Origin of the sequence: Nocardia sp. BMG111209 (assembly GCF_000381925.1) — a bacterium.
Lineage (GTDB): Bacteria > Actinomycetota > Actinomycetes > Mycobacteriales > Mycobacteriaceae > Nocardia.
Genome location: NZ_KB907309.1, coordinates 147,502 through 167,449 on the forward strand (window position 1 = coordinate 147,502; position 19,948 = coordinate 167,449).

At 71.6% G+C, this 19,948-nt stretch carries 3 protein-coding genes; all 3 read right to left on the reverse strand.

The window, feature by feature from the left end:
• Window positions 1–6: 6 nt before the first annotated feature.
• The 3 genes from G361_RS0131955 to G361_RS0131965 all read right to left on the reverse strand — a co-directional run bounded on the left by G361_RS0131955 (window position 7) and on the right by G361_RS0131965 (window position 19,738).
• Window positions 7–1,254 carry an Nramp family divalent metal transporter gene (locus G361_RS0131955; RefSeq protein ID WP_026343751.1) on the reverse strand — a complete coding sequence of 416 codons (1,248 nt, stop codon included), beginning with the start codon at window positions 1,252–1,254 and terminating at the stop codon, window positions 7–9.
• Between the two features lie 109 nt (window positions 1,255–1,363).
• The gene (locus G361_RS0131960) at window positions 1,364–2,368 is read right to left on the reverse strand and encodes an alpha/beta hydrolase family protein (RefSeq protein WP_019931214.1); all 1,005 of its coding nucleotides are present in this window, start codon (window positions 2,366–2,368) and stop codon (window positions 1,364–1,366) included.
• 174 nt (window positions 2,369–2,542) lie between these two features.
• A complete protein-coding gene (locus tag G361_RS0131965) occupies window positions 2,543–19,738 on the reverse strand; it encodes a non-ribosomal peptide synthetase (RefSeq protein WP_019931215.1) in 17,196 nt (5,731 codons plus the stop codon).
• Between the last annotated feature and the right edge of the window lie 210 nt (window positions 19,739–19,948).

Here is a 19,948-nt window from a genome sequence, read left to right on the forward strand (position 1 = left end):
ACCGGATCAGGTCCGGCCGGTGAAGGTCAGGTAGATCAGCAACAGGTTCAGTCCGCTGATCACCGTCGTGATCACCCAGGCGGCGGCGGTGGTGAGCCGGTGGTTGACGTCGCCGCCCATCAGGGCGCGATCACCGGTGAACCGGACCAGCGGGATCAGCGCGAGCGGGATCGCGAACGACAGCACCACCTGCGAGACGATCAGCGCCTGCGTGGTGTCGACCCCCGCGACCAGTACGGCCAGCGCCGGCAGCAGGGTGACGATCCGCCGCACCAGCAGCGGCACCCGGCGGCGCAGCAGGCCGGCCATGATCATCGCCCCGGCCGAGGCGCCCACCGAGGTGGAGGCGAGCCCGGAGGCCAGCAGCCCGACCGCCAGCAGCAGGGCCGCACCGGGTCCGAGCGCGTCGCGCACGGCGTCGTAGGCGCCCGGGATGGTGGTGACGTCGCGGCCGCCGAAGGTGTGCGCAGCCAGCAGCAGCATCGCCAGATTGACGATCCCGGCGATCAGCATGGCCACGCCGACGTCCCAGCGGGTGGCCCGCAGCAGGACCACCCGCCGCGGGCCGGGCTCCGCATGCCCGTGCCGGTCCCGGGTCAGCCCGGAGTGCAGGTAGATCACGTGCGGCATGACCGTGGCGCCGATGATCGCCGCGGCCAGCAGCACACTGGGCGTCCCCTCGAAACGCGGCAGCAGCCCGTGCACGGTCTGCGACAGCGAGGGCGGCGAGAGCACCACGCTCGCCACGAATCCCACCGAGATCACCGCCAGCAGGCCGATGATCATCCGCTCGAACGGCTGCTGCCCGCGCCGGTTCTGCACGACCAGCAACACCATGGACACGGCGGCGGTGATGAGCCCGCCGAGCAACGGCGGCAACCCGAACAGCAGTTGCAGCGCGATCGCGCCGCCGACCACCTCGGCCAGATCGGTGGCCATCGCGGCCAGTTCGGCCTGGGCCCAATAGGCCAGCCGCACCGGCCGATTGGCCCGCTCACGAACCATCTCGGGTAGCGAGCGGCCGGTGACCAGGCCGAGTTTCGCCGACAGGTACTGCACCAGCGCGGCCATCACATTGGCCAGCACCACCACCCACACCAGCAGATATCCGTAGCGGGCGCCGGCGCTGACATTGGATGCCACGTTGCCGGGATCGACATAGGCGACGGCGGCCACGAACGCGGGCCCCAGCAGGGCCGATGCCGTGCGGGCCCGTCGCCACCGAGAGCGCGACGCGACAACTACGGTGCTCATGAAAATATTTTACGGGTATCCGAAATTTCTGCGGAGCAAACCCCCGGAAAAGCCGGACGCCCCGGCCACAGACGTGGCCGGGGCGTCCGAATCGCCGGAATGGGCGGGATCAGTCCTGTTCCAGACCCAGACCGTGCGCGAGCACCGGCCAGGAATCCTTGAAGTCGTCCCGCCAGTAGCCCCAGGAGTGGGTGCCACTGTTGCGGAAGTTGTAGGTCGCCGGGATACCCAGCGAATCCAGCCGCGCCTTCATGTTGTGGGTGCACTGGTTGACGGCGCTCTCGATGATGCCGCCGACCAGGATCTGGTTGGCCAGGCCGTAGGAACCGGCCAGCGCGTAGGGGCCGTCGAGCGTGTCGTAGACGCCGGGCAGCCCGTTGCCGGTCGACAGATACAGATCCAGATCGCGCAGCTCGTCCGCGTGGATGTACGGATCGTTCGCCGCCCACTCGGGCGAGTTGTCCGGGCCGTACATGTTCACGGTGTCGCCACCGCCCCAGGTGTTGACGGCCAGCTTCACATAGGTCTGGCCCACGGGATCGGCGGTCTGCGCACAGCCGGAGTACGCGGCGACCGCCTTGTACAGCCCCGGCTTGGCGATCGGCAGGTTCAGCACCGCGGTGCCGGAGGTGGACAGACCGGCGATCGCGTTGATGCCGTTTGTACCCAGCGAGGAATCGATCAGCGGGGGCAGTTCCTCGGTGAAGAAGGTCTTCCACTTGTTGCGGCCCAGCACCGGATCGTCGTTGATCCAGTCGGTGTAGTAGCTCCACTTGCCACCGATGGGCTGGACGACGTTGACGTCCTTGTCGGACAGGAAGCCGTTGACGATATCGGTGCGCTTCTGCCAGGAGGCGTCGTCCTCGCCACCGCCGGCGCCGTTGAGCAGGTACAGCGTCGGGCGCGGCACCGAGGCGTCCGCGGGCCGCTGCACGTCGACCGCGAAGGTCTGGTCCATCGCCGCCGAGTAGACGTAGAGCCGGATACTGCGATCGTCCTTGTAGGTGGCCTTACTGATGTACGAACCGTCCGCGGACCTCGGGTCGGAGAGCAGGCTCTTGGACGCGATGATCGGGTCGGTCGCCGAGGCGTTGGTCGCGCCGATGCCCGTCATGACTCCCGCGAGAATCCCTGTTGCCGCGAAAAGGGCGGCGGCCCGTAGACCGCTGCGCCGGACGTGTCGACGAATCAATTTTTCACACCTTCACTGTCAGCCTGCGTTTCCGGGTCCCGACACATGCTCGCTGTCATTCAACGCACATGCTCGCATCGCTCGGCGTTCGGCCCATCATGCCCGACGTGCCGTGTCCGAATCGTTGTCACCCCCGGCGTGTTCCGAGCCGGGTACTGCGAGCAGATCGGTCAGTCGGGGACCGATCTCCGCCAGCGCGGCCGGCGACGTCATCTGATCGTGACCGACACCGATCGGGTGGTCAATGATGTCACCGTGGACGTACTCCCGCCACCCCGTAGCGGCGGTCGTATGCCCTGACGCGCTGAAATAGTCCAGGCGCCCGCGGAATACGGACGGCCGGTGGTCGGCGATCAGCTCCGCGGACCGGACCGCGCTGCGGTAGATGCGGCGCACCCGGTCCGGGGTCAGCACCGCCATATCCGTCGGGATGGTCGCGTGCAGCGCGGCGACGGCCTCGTCGCTGAGTTCGTGGATGTCGTCGCCCACCAGTGATTCGGCGCCGATCCCGATCTCGGCCAGGGCCTCCCGGATCGCCGACCGGAAGTCGGTGACGTCGATGTCGGGATGGCTGTCGAGCATCGCCAGCAGCGCGACCTCCTCACCGTCGGCCTGCAATTCGGCCGCGACGGCGTGGGCCAGCACACCGCCGAGCGACCAGCCCAGCAGCCGGTACGGGCCGCGCATCTGCACCAGGCGGATCTCGGCGACGTAGCGGGCGGCCATATCCCGCAGCGACACCGGCAGGTAGCCGTCCTCGGACAGCGCCGGCGACTGGAGGCCCAGGATCGGCCGGTCCGGCACGTACCGGGCCAGACCGGCGTAGCTCCAGGACAATCCGTACATCGGGTGGATGCAGAACAGCGGATCGCCGGTGCCGGTGGCCCGGATCGGCAGCAGCACCTCGAGCGCCGCGTCCGAGCCGAGGTCGAAATCGTGCTCCCCGGCCAGCGCCGCGAGCACCCGCTCGGTCAGTTCGGACACCGTCGATCCGGTGAAGAACCACTGCACCCGGACATCGGCGCCGGTGACCGACCGCAGCAGGCCGACCGCGCGCGTCGCGATCAGCGAATTGCCGCCGAGCGCGAAGAAATCGTCGTCCAGGCCGACTCGATCCGCGCCGAGTACCTCCTCGAACACCCCGGCCACGGCCTGCTCCAGCGGCGTCGACGGGGCCCGGTAGGGCTTGGTCGCGGGCGGCGGCGCGGGCAGCGCCCGGCGGTCGAGTTTGCCGCTGGCGTTCAGCGGCAGCTGCCCCAGCAGTACCACCGCGGACGGAACCATGTAGCCGGGCAACGACCTCCGGGCGTGCGCGAGGACCGAGGCGGCGGTCAGCACCGCGCCGGGGGCCGGGACCACGTACGCGACCAGACGCTCACCGCCCGTGCGGACCAGGGCGACCACCGCGTGCCGGACCGCGACGTGCGCGGCGAGTACGGCCTCGATCTCGCCGAGCTCGACCCGCTGACCACGCAGCTTGATCTGGAAGTCGCTGCGGCCCAGGTACTCCAGCGCACCGTGGTGCCAGCGCACCACGTCACCGGTGCGGTAGAGCCGCTCGCCGGCCGCGCCGGACGGATCGGCCACGAACCGCTCCGCGGTGAGCGCGGGGGCGCCGAGATAGCCGCGGGCCAGCTGGACGCCGGCGATGTACAGCTCGCCGGGTGCGCCCGGCGGCACCGGGCGCAGCTGCCGATCCAGTACGTGCACCCGGGTATTGGCCACCGGGACGCCGATCGGCACCGACACCCCCATCGGCCCGGACACCGGATACGCGGTGACGACGGTGGCCTCGGCCGGGCCGTACCAGTTCACCAGTTCGGCGCCGGGCAACCGGCGCGCGACGGTCGCGGCGGTGTCACCGGACAGCGCCTCGCCGGCGGCGAAGATCCAGCGCAGCGGCGAACGGGATTCGCGCAGTGCGGGATTCGCCTCCGGATCGAGGAAGGCGTCCAGCATCGACGGTACGAAATGCACCGTGGTGACCGAGTTCTCGGCGATCACCCGGGACAGGTAGGCCGGGTCGCGATGACCGTCCGGTTCGGCGATGACCACCGCCGCGCCGGTCTGCAAGGGCCAGAACAACTCCCATGTGGAGATGTCGAAGGTGATCGGGGTCTTGTGCAGCACCACGTCACCCGGGCCGTGCGGATAGGTCAGCTGCGCCCACCGGAACTGGTTGGCCATCTGCCGGTGCGTGATCGTGACGCCCTTGGGCCGGCCGGTGGAACCGGAGGTGTGCATCACGTAGGCGACGTTGTCCGGATGCACGGCCGGGAACCGGTGGCGCGCACCACTATTGTCGAGCCACAGCGTGTCGACCGCGAAAACCGGTACGGCGGAGGCGGTCTCGAAGCCGTGCGCGCTGTGCGTCAGCACGCACACCGGCGCCGCGTTCGCGAGCACGAACTCGTTGCGGTCGGCCGGATGGTCCGGATCGACCGGTACGTAGGCGCCGCCGGTGCGCAGCACCGCGTAGATCGCCACCACCAGCTCGATCGACCGCCGCATCGCCACGGCCACCCGCGACTCCGGGCCGACCCCGCGCTCGGCCAGCACCAGCGCCAGAGCCCGTGCGCGAGCGTCCAATTCGGCGTAGCCGAGCGTCGTCGTACCGAACCGGATCGCCGGCGCCTGCGGCGTGCGGGCCACCTGCGCGTCGAACAGGTCGAGCAGGGTGACGTCGCCGAGCAGATCGGGCACCGTGGTGGTGTTGCGCGCCACCAGATCCGCGTGCTCGGCCGGCAGCAGCGCGTCCACCTGGGCCACCCGCGCCTGCGGGGTGCGCACGAACCGGCCGATCAACCCGGAAAGGCGTTGTGCGAGTGCGTTCGCCGCGGCCTCGTCGAACACGTCGCGCAGATACTTCAGCGAGATCCGCAGCTGGGTGTCGAGCACCACCATCACCGTCACCGGATAGTGCGTGCCGTTGACCGAGCCGACGCCGGTGACGGTCATGCCGTCGATCGAACCGGCCTTGTCCAGGCCGTCGCGGTCGACCGGGAAGGATTCGAATACGACCAGCGTGTCGAACAGCCCGTCCACCCCGGCGGCGTCCTGGATATCGCGCAACCCCAGGTAGTGGTAGTCGAGCAGGGCCGCCTGTTCGGACTGCAGCCGGCGCAGCAGACCCGCCAGCGTGTCGGTGAGGGTCAGCTGCACCCGCACCGGAATGGCGTTGAGGAACAACCCGACCATGGTCTCCACGCCGGGCAGCTGCGGCGGCCGGCCGGAGACGGTGGCGCCGAACACCACATCGTCGCGGTCGGTGCTACGGCCCACCAGCAGACCCCAGGCCGCCTGCACCACCGTGTTGACGGTGACGCCGAGCCGGGCGGCCAGCCGGGACAGTTCGGTGGTGTCGGCCACCGACAGTTCGAAACCGGTCTCCCCCACACCCGCGGAGATCTCCCGGCCCGGATCGACCGGCGCGAGCGGCGTCGGCTCGGTGAGCCCGGACAGCGCCGACCGCCAGGCCGCGCGCGCGGCGTCCATGTCCTGGGCCACGAGCCAGGTGAGGTATTCGCCGTAGGAGTGGACCTTCGGCAGCCGCCGCGAGCGCGGGCCCACGGCGTACAGGGTGAGCAGATCCAGCATCAGCAGCGGCATCGACCAGCCGTCGAGCAGGATGTGGTGGCTCGTGACCAGCAGCCGGAACGAGCCCGGCGCCCGGCGGATCAGCGCGAACCGCAGCAGCGGCGCGGTGCGCATGTCGAACCGGGTGGCGTAGTCGGTCTCCTGGATGCGGACCAGTTCGGTCTCGACCGCCGCCGGATCCAGCCGGCTCAGGTCGATCAGCCGCCACGGCGCCTCGACGTGGTCGAGCACCACCTGGACCGGATTGCCCTCGGCGTCGGCCGCGAACGCGACCCGCAGGTTGTCGTGCCGGTCCAGGACGCCCTGTGCGGCCTCCTGCAGCCGCCGCACGTCCAGGTTGCCGCCGAGATCGACGGTGAACTGCACGGTGTAGACGTCGACCGAGGCGTCGGCCAGCAGCGCGTGGAACAGCATGCCGGACTGCAACGGGGTGACCGGCCAGGCGTCGGCCAGTGCCGGATAGTCGTCGCGCAGGCGGTCCAGATCGGGCTGGGTCAGCGCCAGCAGCGGGAAGTCCGACGGCGTGAAACCGCCCGCGTCCGGCCGCATTCCGTGTTCGGCGAGGCCGCCGAGCGCGCGCACCCACTGCCCGGCCAGTTCCTTGACCGCCTCGACGTCGAGTACATCGTCGGCGTGATCGAAGCGGGCCAGGAGCCCGTCCTCGGTGGCGTCGACGGTGATGTCCAGCAACACATCCGGCGCCGCGGGCTCCGGGTACACGCGCGCCGGCAGCAGATCCCGGTAGCGGAAGGCGATGCGGCCCTGGGCCAGTGCCGCGAGTTCGGGTGCGGTCTCCGGGTTGAGGTAGCGCAGCAGACCGTAGTTCACACCGCCCGCGGGTACCGCCCGGCGCGACTCCTTGACCCGGACCAGGGCGTGCCCGGCGGCGGGACCGCCCGCCAGCGCCTCGTCCACGTCGATGCCGGCGAGGTTCGGCACCAGCGGATAGGCGGCGGTGAATCCGCCCACGGTGTCGCCGGGTTCGCCGCCGGCGACGGTCCGGCCGTCGGCGAGCAGCTGCACGACCGTGCCGACGGACTCGCCCGCGGGGCCGCGCAGTTCCGGTCGCAGCACCAGGGCCAGCGCCGTGAGCAGTGCGTCCTCGGCCACGGTGTGATAAGCGGCGGCGACCTTCTCGATCGCCGTCGCGCCTTCCGCGGTGATCACCAGCGAGACTCGGCCGCGCCGGGCCGGATCCACGCCCGGCAGTGGCAGTTCCGCCGGATGTCCGGCCAGAGATCGCTGCCACCAGGACACTTCGACGACCGTCGCGGGCGCGCTCGCCCGCGCGACCAATGCCCGGGTCGGGCCCGCGGGCCCGGTCTCGGCCGCCGCGGGTGCGGCGTGACCGCCGGACCAGGCGAGGCAGAGCTCGTCCACGATGATCCGCCAGGCGGTGTCGTCGACCACCAGGCAGTTCGCGACGACCACGAGAACCTGTGCGCCGGAACCGGTTCCGTCCTCGGCGGGGGAGATCAGCCCGAATCCGACGTTGCGGCCGGTGGCCGCGTCCAGATCGGCGGCCAGGGTGCGGACCGCCGCCTCACCGCCGTCCGGTCCGGGCGCGAAACCGCGCAGCACCACCTCACCGGCCCCTTCGGGCAGCACCAGCCGCGCCCCGTCGCCGCCGTGGTCCAGGCGCGCCGACAGCATCGGATGCCGGTCCAGCAGCGCCTGCGCGACCGCGCAGATCCGTTCCGCCGCACAGTCGGCGGGGACGTCCAGGGTGATCGCCCGGGTCTCCCGGGCGGCCGGATCCTGGGCCAGCAGCCGCACCGCGCGCGGCAGCAGCGGCAGCGGACCCGATTGCGGCACAACGGATTCTGCGGCGGCGTCGGCGACGCTCGCGAGCGCCGCCACCGTGCGCGCGGTGAACACGTCGCGCGGCAGGAAGTGCACGCCGCGCGCGCGGGCCCGCGAGACCACCTGGATCGACATGATGCTGTCGCCGCCCAGGGCGAAGAAGTCGTCGTCCAGGCCGACCCGGTCGACACCCAGTACCTCGCCGAGCACCTCGGCGACGACCCGCTCGGCCGGCGTGGCCGGCGCGCGGTAGGCGCGGGTCTCGAGTACCGGCTCCGGCAGTGCGCGCCGGTCGAGTTTGCCGACCGGGGTGAGCGGAATCTCGTCCAGCACCACGATCGCCGTGGGCACCATGTAGTCCGGCAGGCCGCGGCCCAGTTCCGCGGTGAGCGCCGCGGTGTCGAGCACCGCACCCGGCACGGGCCGCACATAGGACACCAGAATCGTTGCGCCGGTGGCGGTTTCGCGACCGAGCGTGACCGCGAAACCGACCCCGGGCTGAGCGGCCAGGGCGGCGTCGATCTCGCCGAGCTCGATCCGGAAGCCGCGGACCTTGACCTGGAAATCGTTGCGGCCCAGGTATTCCACCTCCGGCCGCGCGGCGCCCCGGCGCCAGCGCACGACGTCGCCGGTGCGGTACAGCCGCGAACCCGGCGCGCCGTACGGATCGGCGACGAAGCGGGCGGCGGTGAGGCCGGGCCGGTCGTGATAGCCGCGCGCCAGCTGGATGCCGCCGAGGTACAGCTCCCCGGCGACCCCGTCCGGCACCGGCCGCAGCCGGGCGTCGAGCACCAGCGACCGCATGCCGCGGATCGGGCCGCCCAGGGTGACCGGATCACCCGGCGCCAGCGGCTCGCTGATGTTGGTCATGATGGTGGTCTCGGTCGGACCGTAGCCGTTGTGGAACGCGCGGCCGGTGTCCCGGCCGCCCCACTTCGCGACCAGATCCGCCGGGACGGCCTCGCCGCCGGCGACGATCGCCTGCATACCGCCCAGCGCCGCCGAATCCAGCGACGCCAGCACCGACGGGGTGAGGAAGGCGTGGGTGACCCGGCTGTGCCGGATCAGCTCGGCCAGTTCCTCGCCGCCGAAGGTGCGCGGCGGCACCAGCACCAGCGCGCCGCCCGCACCCAGCGCCAGCAGCAGTTCCAGGATCGAGGCGTCGAAGGACGGCGACGCGAACGCCAGCGCCCGCGACGTCCGGCTCAGCCCGTAGCGCTGCACCTGTTCGGTGGCGAAGTTCGCCAGACCGGCGTGGGTGACCACGACGCCCTTGGGCAGCCCGGTCGAACCGGAGGTGTAGATCACGTACGCGGCGTTGGCCGCCCGCGGTTCACCGTGCCGCTCGGCGGGGGTCAGCGGTTCGCCGGACCACTCGTCGACGGCGGCGGCGAAGGCGCGGTCGTCCAGCGCGATCCAGCCACCCTCCAGGGCGGGCAGCGCGGACAGCACCGACCGCACCGTGACACCCAGTGGCGCACGGGAATCCGACACCATGTGCGCGATCCGGTCCGGCGGATAGGTGGGGTCGACGGGCACGAACGCCGCACCGGTCTTGGCCACCGCCCACAGCGCCACCATCGCCTCGACCGAGCGCGGAATCGCCACGGCCACCAGCACATCCGGCCCGGCGCCGTAGGCGACGAGCTGCCGGGCCAGCTTCGAGGACGCGGTGTCGAGCTGACCGTAGGTGAAGCTGCGGTTGCCGGCCACCACCGCGGCGCCGTTCGGATTGGCCGCGACCGCGGCGGCCATCAGGTCGGGCAGGGTGCGCGGCGGCACCGCGGGCGCGCCGGTCCGATACACCAGATCGGCGTGCTCGGCGGCGTCGAGGATGTCCAGATCGCCGACCGCGACGGCCGCGTCGGCGGCCACCGCCGCCAGCACCCGCTGGAACCGGGTGCCGATCGACACCACCGTGGCCTCGTCGAAAAGGTCACGGGCGAAGGTGAATTCGGCGGCCAGCCCGGCCTCGGCGCCGTCGGCGGTGCGCTGTTCCCGGATCGTCAGCAGCAGATCGAATTTCGCGGTGTCGGCCGCCGGATCCAGTGCGGTGAAACTCAGTCCGGGCAGTTCGAATCCGGTGGCGGCCAGATTCTCGAACGACAGCGCCACCTGGAACAGCGGATGCCGCGCGGCGGACCGCTCCGGATCCAGCGCCTCCACCAGCCGCTCGAACGGGATGTCGGCGTGCGCGAAGGCGCGCAGATCCGTTTCCCGGTTGGCGGCCAGCAGATCCGCGAAACTGCGGCCCGGCGCCACCCGGCTGCGCAACACCAGCGTGTTGACGAACATGCCGATCAGATCGTCGAGTTCGCGCTCGCCACGACCCGCGATCGGGGTGCCGATCGCGATGTCCTCGGTCCCGGACAGCCGGGCCAGCAGCACCGCGAGCGCGGTGTGCACCACCATGAACAGGGTCGCGTTGTGCCGGCGGGCCAGTTCGGTGAGCGCGGCGTGCACCGGCGCGGGCACCACCAGATCGGTACGGCCGCCGCGGTTGGACTGCGCGGGCGGGCGCGGGCGGTCCGCGGGCAGGTTCAGCTCGTCCGGCAGTTCCGCCAATTCCTTGGTCCAGTACGCCAATTGGGCACTGACCAGGGATTCGGGATCGTTCTCGGCGCCGAGTACGGTGCGCTGCCACAGCGCGTAGTCCGCGTACTGCACCGCCAGCGGCGCCCAGGTCGGCGGGGCGCCGGCGGAGCGGGCCACGTAGGCGGCCATCAGATCCCGGGTGAGCGGGCCCATCGACCAGCCGTCGGCGGCGATGTGATGCGCGACGAACACCAGCACGTATTCCGTCGTGGTGAGCTGGAACAGCCGGATCCGGAACGGGATGTCGGTGGTGACGTCGAATCCGGTGGAGACCAGCCGGGTGACCTCGTGGGCCACCCGCTCCTCGCCGAGGCGCTCCGGGGTCAGATCCAGCGGCACGTCCGCCGGGGACAGCACCTGCTGTACCGCACCGGCCGCCTCGATCTCGGGATAGCGGGTGCGCAGGATCTCGTGGCGCGCAACCAGATCCGTCACGGCCTGCTGCAACGCCGGCACGTCCAGCGCGCCGGAGAGCCGGATCGCGGCGGGGATGTTGTAGACCGCCGCGGCCGGATCGAACTGGTTGAGGAACCACATCCGCTGCTGCGCGAACGACAGCGGGACGCGCTCCGGCCGTGGCCCGGCGGTCAGCGGCACCCGGGGGTGCAGGCCGGCGCCGCGTTCCACCGCGCCGGCCAGCGCGCCGACCGTCGCGGCCTCGAACAGGGCGCGCACCGGCACCCGAGCCCCGAGCGCGGCGCCGATGCGGGCGACCACCTGGGTGGCCAGCAGCGAATTGCCGCCGAGGGCGAAGAAGTCGTCGTCCAGGCCGATGCGCCGCCCGCTCGTGCGGCCCCCGTCGAGGACCTCGGCGAAGGCGCCCGCGACGATCTCCTCGATCGGGGTGGCGGGGGCGCGGAAGGCGACGGTCTCGAACTCCGGTTCCGGCAACGCCTTCCGGTCGAGCTTGCCGTTCGCGTTGAGCGGCAACGCGTCCAGCACGACGAACGCGGCCGGGACCATATAGGACGGCACGGCCTCGGCCAGCTCCGACTTCACCTCCGCCACATCGAGTTCCGGCTGCGCCGGGACCAGATAGGCGACCAGGCGGTCACCGCTGCGCCGATCGGTGCGGGCCAGCACCACGGCCTGCGCCACCTCGGGCAGCGCGAGCAGCGCGGCCTCGATCTCGCCGAGCTCGATCCGGAAACCGCGGATCTTCACCTGGAAGTCGGTGCGGCCCCGGTATTCCAGCTCCGCGGCGGCGTTCCACGCCACCAGGTCGCCGGTGCGGTACATCCGCGCGCCCACCGGGCCGAACGGATCGGCCACGAACCGGTCCGCGCTCAGATCCGGTCGGCCGAAGTAGCCGCGCGCCAGCTGCGCACCGGCGAGGTACAACTCACCGGAGACCCCGGACGGCACCGGCCGCAGCCGGGTGTCCAGCACGTACACCCGCGAATTCCATTCCGGCACACCGATGGGCACCGCCGGCCGGTCCGCCGCGGTGACCCGGTGGCTGGTGATCGACACCGCCGCCTCGGTCGGGCCGTACAGGTTGAACAGCGGGGTGCCGGGATAGGCGGTGAGCCACCGCTGGGCCAGCGCCCCGGGCAGGGCCTCACCGATCGCCAGCACCCGCCGCAGCCCGGCGAATCCGGCCCCGGCGCGGGACCCCTGCCGGGCCTCGGCCGAACGACGCGCGGCCGCAGCGGAATTGCGCTCCAGCGACCACGACGAGCGGTCCCCGTCGCCGGCCGGGCCCCGCCGGGGTCCGGGCCGGCCCCGCGGCGCCGGCTCCTGGTCGACCCGCACCGCGCCGAAGATCATGTCCAGCGGCACGGTGATGGTCGGCGCGTCGGCCAGATCGTGCGGGATGGAGAGATCGGGGAACACCGGTACCGCAGGCGCCGCCGGACCGGCCGGCACCGCCGCCCCGGGCTCCGGCGCCGCCACCGGGCGGTTCGCGGCATCGGTGAGCAGCGCGTCCAGCATCGAGGGGACCGCGTGCAGCGTGGTCACCCCGGCGCGGGTGATCAGATCGTTGAGGTAACCGGGATCGCGATGGCCGTCGTGCGTGGCGATGACCAGCCGGCCGCCGCATACGATCCCCGACCAGAACTCCCAGACCGACAGGTCGAAGGTGGCGGCGGTCTTCAGCAGTACCGCGTCGTCCGCGTCCAGCCCGAATTCGGCCTTCTTCCACAGCAATTGGTTGATCACCGCACTGTGCGGCACGGCCACGCCCTTGGGCCGGCCGGTGGAGCCGGAGGTGAAGATCACGTAGGCCGTGTTCTCCGGCCGCAGCGGCGCGCGGCGATCGGCGTCGGTGATCGGGAGCGCGGACTGCCGGGACAGGTCGAGTTCGTCCACGACCACGACCCGGGACCGGGGGCGGCGGCGCTGCCGGCCCGCCGGGGCGGGTTCGCCCTGACGCTTCGGCGCCAGTTGCAGGCCGGGCTCGTTCTCGCCGCCGAAGGCGGTATCCGAATTGGTCAGCAGGCACACCGGATCCGCGGTGTCGAGGATGTAGCCGATGCGCTCGGCGGGCTGGTCCGGATCGATCGGCACATAGGCGCCACCGGCCCGCACCACCGCGTACATCGCGACCACGAGATCCACCGAGCGCCGCATCGCGAGCGCCACCCGGGACTCCGGCCCGACGCCGAGTCCGATCAGGTGCCGGGCCAGCCGGCTGACCCGGGTGTCCAGTTCCGCGTAACTGAGTTCCTCGGTACCGTCGGCCGAATCCGCCACCAGCGCAACGGCTTGCGGCGCGGCGGCGGTGGCCCGGTCGAGCAGCCAGGCCAGGTCCCGGCCGGTGCCGGGGCGCGGCGTGTTGTCGCCGCGGCGCCGGGCGGGGGTGGGCAGTTCACGGGTGGTCTCGTTGCGGGTGCGCAGCAGCTGCTCCCGCTCCTCGGGGGTGAGGATGTCGAGATCGCCGACCGGCGTATCCGGATCCGCGGCCACCGCGCCGAGCAGCAGGATCAGCCGCGCCGCGATACCCGCGGCGGTGGCCTCGTCGAACAGATCGGTGGCGTAGGTGAGGAAGCCGCCGATACCGTCCGGTTCGCCGCCCTCGCCGTACTGGTCCGCGACGATCAGGTGCAGATCGAACTGCGACACGTCCAGCAGCGCGTCGACGCTCGCGACGCTCAGGCCGGGCAGTTCCAGCGCGGCGCGCGCGATGTTCTGGAAGGACAGGCCGACCTGGAACAGCGGATGCCGCGCGGTCGAGCGCGGCGGGTTGAGCACCTCGACCAGCCGCTCGAACGGCACATCGGCGTACGCGAACGCCTGCAGATCCGATTCCCGTTGCCGCCGAAGCAGTTCGGTGAAGGATTCGCCGCGATCGACCCGGGTCCGGAACACCACGGTGTTCACGAACATGCCGATCAGATCGTCGAGTTCGCGCTCGCCGCGGCCCGCCACCGGAGTGCCGATGGCGATGTCGTCGCTGCCGGACAGGCGGGCGAGCAGGACCGCGAAGGCGGTGTGCACCACCATGAACAGCGTCGTGCCCTGTGCGCGGGCCAGTTCGGCCAGCGCGGTGTGGGTGGCCGGGAACACCGAGACGCCGACCCGCGCGCCGGCCAGCGAGGCCACCGGGGGCCGGGGCCGGTCGGTGGGCAGTTCGAGCAGATCCGGCAGCCCGTCGAGTTCCGTGCGCCAGTAGTCGATCTGCTGCGCCGCAAGCGAATTCGGGTCGCTCTCGTCGCCGAGGACGGACCGCTGCCACAGCGCGTAGTCGGCGTACTGCACCGCCAGCGGCTGCCACTGCGGGGCCGCGCCGGAGGTCCGGGCGACGTAGGCGGTCATCACGTCGCGCACCAGCGGCGCCATCGAGGAGGCGTCCCCGGCGATGTGGTGCACCACGACCGCGAGCACGAATTCGCGGCGCGAGCCGGGTGCGAGATCGGCGATCTCCAGCAGCCGCACCCGCACCGGGGTGTCGGCGGTGACATCGAACGGGGTCGCGGCCAGCTGCATCACCGCGGCGGGCACCTCGGCGCCGGGCACCCGTTCGGGTTTCAGCGCGATGCGCGCGGCCGAGGCGGGCAGGATGTGCTGCACCGGCCCGTCCGGGGTGTCGGGATAGACGGTGCGCAGCACCTCGTGCCGTTCCAGCACGTCGTCCAGCGCCGCCGCCAGCGCCTCGACATCGAGGCTGCCGGTCAGGCGCAGCGCGAACGGCAGGTTGTAGGCGGCCAGCCCGACCGTGGCGCGGCCGTCGGCCTGCTCGAACCGGTTGAGGAACCACATCCGCTGCTGCGCCAGCGACAGCGGCAACCGTTGCGGCCGTTCGATCGAACCCAGTTCGGGGCCGCGCCGCAGCAGCATCGCCCGATCCTTGGGCAGCGCCGCGACCGCGGCGGCCAGCCCGGCCACCGTCGGCGTCTCGAACAGGGCGCGCACCGGCACCCGGGCGTCCAGCGCCGCGCCGAGCCGCGCCACCACCTGGGTGGCGATCAGCGAATTGCCGCCGAGGGCGAAGAAGTCGTCGTCGAGGCCGATGCGGGCCTCGGATTCGGCCGGATCCGATCCCAGCACCGTGGCGAAGACCTCCGCCACCAGCCGCTCCGAAGCCGTTGCGGGAGCACGGAATTCGCGACCGGCGAACTGCGGCTGCGGCAGCTCCCGGCGGTCCAGCTTGCCGCTGGTGTTCAGCGGGAATTCCGGCAGCGCCACGATCGCGGCCGGAACCATGTAGACGGGAAGGGTTTTCGCGATGCCCTCGCGCAGCCGGTCCGGATCGGCCTGCTGCCCCGGCACCGGCACCACGTAGCCGACCAGCTGATCGCCCAGCGGCCCCGCGGCCACCACCGCGACGGCCTGGCTCACACCCGGCTGGGCCAGCAGCGCGGTCTCGATCTCCCCCAGTTCGATGCGCTGCCCGCGGAACTTCACCTGGAAGTCGGTGCGCCCGATGTAATCCAGCCGCGGCGGCAGATCACCGGCGCCGTCGCGCCAGATCACCAGGTCGCCGGTGCGGTACATCCGGTCGCCGTCGCCGAAGGGGTTGGCCACGAACCGATCCGAGGTCAGATCGGGCCGCCGCAGATAACCGCGGGCCAGCTGGTCACCGGCGAGATACAGTTCGCCGGGCACCCCGGCGGGCACCGGCCGCAGCCGGGCGTCGAGCACGTAGACCTGAGTGTTCCACTGCGGCAGCCCGATCGGCACGGTCGGCCGGTCCTCGCCGCTGGCGGGCCAGTAGGTCACCGACACCGCGGCCTCGGTGGGGCCGTAGAGATTGTGCACCCGGGCGTCGGTCAGTTCGGCGACCGCCGTGACGGTCTCCGGCGGCAGCGCCTCGCCGATGACGAAGACGTCCTGCAGCGAGCCGACCGCGCCGGGTTCGGCGTGCGCGGCGAAGACGGTGAGCATCGACGGCACGAAGTCGGTGACCGTGACCTCTTGCGCCGCAATGGTTTCCGATACGTACACCGGATCCCGGTGCCCGTCGTGGGTGGCCACCACGAGTTTCGCGCCGGCGGCCAGCGGCAGGAACCAGCCCCACAGCGACACGTCGAAGGTGGTGGCGGTCTTCTGCAGGTACACGTCGCCGGTGCCCAGCGGATAGGCCGCAAGCATCCAGGTGACCTGATTGTGGATGGCGGCGTGGCTGACCGCGACGCCCTTGGGGCGGCCGGTGGAGCCGGAGGTGAAGATCACGTACGCCGGGTTGTCGCGCCGCAGCGGCCGCAGCAGCTCCGCCGGCCGGATCGGGCTGGGATCGAAGCGGCCCAGATCCATCGTGTCCACCCGCAGCAGCGCGGTGCCGTCCGGGATCGCGGCGCTGTCGGTCACGGTGGTCACCACGCACACCGGGCGCGCGGTGTCGAGGATGTGCGCGATGCGCTCGCGCGGATGGTCCGGATCCAGCGGCACATAGGCGCCACCGGCCGCGACGATCGCGTACAGGCCGACCACCAGATCCACCGAACGGCGGATCGCGAGGCCCACCAGCGTCTCCGGCCCGACCCCGCGCGAGATCAACAGCCGGGCCAGCTGATTCACCCGGGCGTCGAATTCGGTGTAGGTCAGCTCCTCGCCCTCGTACACGACCGCGATCGCGTCCGGGAACGCCGCGACCGTGCGCCGGTACCCGTCCAGCAACAGTTCCGGCTCCACCGGATACCGAGTGTCGTTCCAGTCGTAGAGGATTCGGACCCGCTCGGCCGGTTGCAGCAGATCGATGTCGCCGATCGGCCGCGCGGTGTCGGCGACGACGGCCTCCAGGACCCGCACCAGCCGGTCGGCCAGCGCCGCGACGGTCGGCTCGTCGAACAGATCGGTGGCGTAGGTGAACGCGGCCGACAGTCCGGAACCGGGCTCGCCGGGCACCACGGTCAGCTGGAGATCGAATTTCGCCGCGGCGCCGTCGAAGTCGATCGGCGTCACGGTCAGGCCGGGCAGCGCCAGCCGGGGCCGGTCCAGGTTCTGGAAGAACAGCGCCACCTGGAACAGCGGGTGATGCGCCTGCGAACGCACCGGATCGAGCACCTCGACCAGCCGCTCGAAGGGCAGGTCGGCATGCGAGAACGCGCTCAGGTCGGTCTGTTTCACCGTCGCGAGCAGATCGGCGAAGGGCCGCCGCGGATCCACCTCGGTGCGCAGTACCAGGGTGTTGACGAACATGCCGACGAGGTTGTCCAGCCCCTCCTCGCCACGGCCGGCGACCGGCGTGCCGATCGCGATATCGGTGGTGTTCGACATCCGGCCCAGCAGCACCGCGAAGGCCGCGTGCACCACCATGAACAGTGTGGTCCCGCTGCGCTGGGCCAGCTCCTCCAGCAGCCCGTGCAGTTCCGCGTCGACGGTGAAGCCGTATTCGGCGCCGCGCCCGGACAGCACCCCGGGCCGGGGCCGATCCGACGGCAGGTCCAGCCGGTCCGGCAGGCCCGTGAGCGCCGTCCGCCAGTACTCGACCTGGCGCGCGGCGAGCGAATCCGGCTCGGATTCCGCGCCGAGCACCGCGCGCTGCCACAGCGTGTAGTCCGCGTACTGCACCGGCAGCGGCGTCCAGGACGGGATCGCGTGATTGCGGCGGGCCAGGAAGGCCACCAGCAGATCCCGCAGGAACGGCGCGATCGAGGCGCCGTCCGCGGCGATGTGGTGCGCCACCACGACGACCAGATGTTCCGCCGGGCCGAGCTGCGCGATACCGACCCGCAGCGGGATCTCGGCCGAGACGTCGAATCCGGTGAGCGCGTACAGCGACAACCAGTCGGTGATCCCGGATTCCGCGAGCGGCGCCGGCTCCAGATCCGGAATCGCCTGCTCCACCGGCAGAATCACCTGATGGCCGATGCCGTCGACGGACGGATAGACCGTGCGCAGCGTCTCGTGCCGCTCGATGACGTCGACGAACGCATTCTGCAGCGCCGTCACGTCCAAGCGGCCGGACAGCCGCAGCGCGAACGGGATGTTGTCGCCCGCCCCGCGCGCATCCCCGCCCAGCTCGAACTGATTGAGGAACCACATCCGCTGCTGCGCCGGCGACAGCGGAATGTGATCCGGCCGCGGCCCGGCGGTCAGCGGCAGTCGCGCGCCCGCGCCCTCGAGCGGCGCGAGCTGCTGCGCCAGCGCCGCCACGGTCGGGGCCTCGAACAGCAGCCGGGCCGGGACCCGGGCCCCGATCCGCGCGGCCAGCCGGGCGGCGGCCCGGGTGGCGATCAGCGAATTGCCGCCCAGTTCGAAGAAGTCGTCGTCGGCGCCCAATGTCGTTGCGGGACCGAGCAGTTCGCTGAACACCTCGGCGACCACGGTTTCCAGTCGCCCGCTGGGGGCGCGGAACTCGCGGGTCTGCAACACCGGCGCGGGCAGCGCGGCCCGGTCCAGCTTGCCGACCGGGGTGAGCGGGATCTCGGCCAGCTCCATCAGCACCGTCGGCACCATGTGCACGGGCAGGCTGCGCTCGGCGAACGCGCTCAGCTCGGCGGTGTCGACCACCGCACCGGGTGCGGCGTGCACGTAGGAGACCAGGATGGTGGCGTCGTTGTCGAGGGTGTGCCCCAGCGTGACGGCGAAATCCACTGTCCCGTGCGCGGCCAGCACCGCGTCGATCTCACCCAGCTCGATCCGGAAACCACGGATCTTCACCTGGAAGTCGTTGCGGCCCAGGTACTCCAGGCTGCCGTCGGCGGTCTCCCGGACCAGATCGCCGGTGCGGTAGAGCCGTTCGCCGCCACCGGACGGATCGGCCACGAACCGGACCGCGGTCAGCCCCGGGCGGCGGTGGTAACCGCGCGCGAGCTGCGCGCCGGTGATGTACAGCTCCCCCACCGCGCCGGTCGGCACCGGCGAGAGCCGTTCGTCCAGTACGTATTCGGTGATGTTGCGGATCGGCCGCCCGATGGTCACGGTCTCGCCCGGCACCAGCGGATCGCTGATGTTGGTCATGATCGTGGTCTCGGTGGGCCCGTAGCCGTTGAAGAATTCCCGGACCGGACTGTCCGGACCGATCCCGGTTCCGTTCGGGTCGATCGGAATCACCCAGCGCCGCACCAGTTCCGGCGGGCACGCCTCGCCGCCGGCCACTACCACGCGCAGTTCGTCCAGCCCGGCCGGATCCACCGAGGCCAGCGCCGCCGGGGTCACGAACGCGTGCGTGACGCCTTCCCGCAGCAGCAGCGCGGCCAACTCGTCACCGCCGTACACCGACGGCGACGCGACCACCATGGTGGCGCCCGCGCCGACGGCCAGCAGCAGTTCCAGCACCGAGGCGTCGAACGACGGCGACGCGAAATGCAGCGTCCGCGAGTCGACGTCGACGCGGTACCGCTCGCGCTGCTCGTCGCAGAAGCTCGACAATCCGGCCTGGGTCACCACGACGCCCTTCGGGCGGCCGGTGGATCCCGAGGTGTAGATCACGTAGGCGGGATGTTCGGCGCGCAGCGGTCGCAGCCGGTCGGCGTAGGTGACCGGATCGGCCGGGTAGCGGCCCAGCAGCGCGGCCACCTCGGCGGCGTCGATACTCAGCCACGGCACCTCGGCGGGCAGGTCGGCGTGCACGGCCTCGACGGTGAGGCCGAGCACCGCACCGGAATCGGTGACCATGTGCGCGACCCGGTCCGCCGGATAGTTCGGATCCACCGGCACGAAGCCGGCGCCGGTCTTCGCCACGGCCCAGACCGCGACCACCGAAGCCAGCGACCGCGGGATACCGAGCGCGACCAGATCTTCCGGACCGATCCCGCGATCTATCAGCAAACGTGCCAGCCGGGTCGATCGCTCGTCGAGTTCGGCATACGTGAGTTCCGCGAGCGTCGCGGCGGCGTCGGCGTGGACGACCGCGAGACCGGTCGGGTCGGCCTCGACCGCCGTCGCCATGAGCTGCGGCAGGGTGGTCACCCGCGCTCTGCGGGTACGTGTCGGCCGGACACGGGTCGAGCGGGTCATTCCGGCACCACTTCCCGAACCACGAAACGCCGTGCGACCGCGCGAACCACCTCTGTCTCACCCTGCCTGTCGTCGGTACCTGCGCCTCGCAGCGCTACCTGCATCCATCGCACGCGCCGGCAACTCGCGTTACCGCCGCGCTGACCTGCCCGGATCGGGTGG